The organism is Nocardioides malaquae (assembly GCF_015070385.1).
In the GTDB taxonomy this organism is placed as follows: Bacteria; Actinomycetota; Actinomycetes; order Propionibacteriales; family Nocardioidaceae; genus Nocardioides; species Nocardioides malaquae.
This window is the reverse complement of the sequence record NZ_JADCSA010000685.1, coordinates 1-257: the sequence shown is the minus strand read 5'-3', so window position 1 is coordinate 257 and position 257 is coordinate 1. Positions and strand designations below refer to the sequence as shown.

The following is a 257-nucleotide window of genomic DNA, read 5'->3' as shown; positions in this document are numbered from 1 at the left end:
CGTGCAGACCGTGCGTTCCTCCTTCAACAACATTAATGCATCTATCAGTAGCATTATCGCCTACAAACAAGCCGTAGTTTCCGCTCAAAGCTCATTAGACGCGATGGAAGCGGGCTACTCGGTCGGTACGCGTACCATTGTTGATGTGTTGGATGCGACCACCACGTTGTACAACGCCAAGCAAGAGCTGGCGAATGCGCGTTATAACTACCTGATTAATCAGCTGAATATTAAATCAGCTCTGGGTACGTTGAACG

1 protein-coding gene is annotated in these 257 nt (G+C 48.6%); it reads left to right on the top strand.

Going from position 1 to position 257, the window contains the following annotated elements; all coding sequences use genetic code 11:
- The coding region (locus IEQ44_RS16150) for a TolC family protein (protein ID WP_193639445.1) at positions 1 to 257 on the top strand (257 nt) is incomplete at both ends.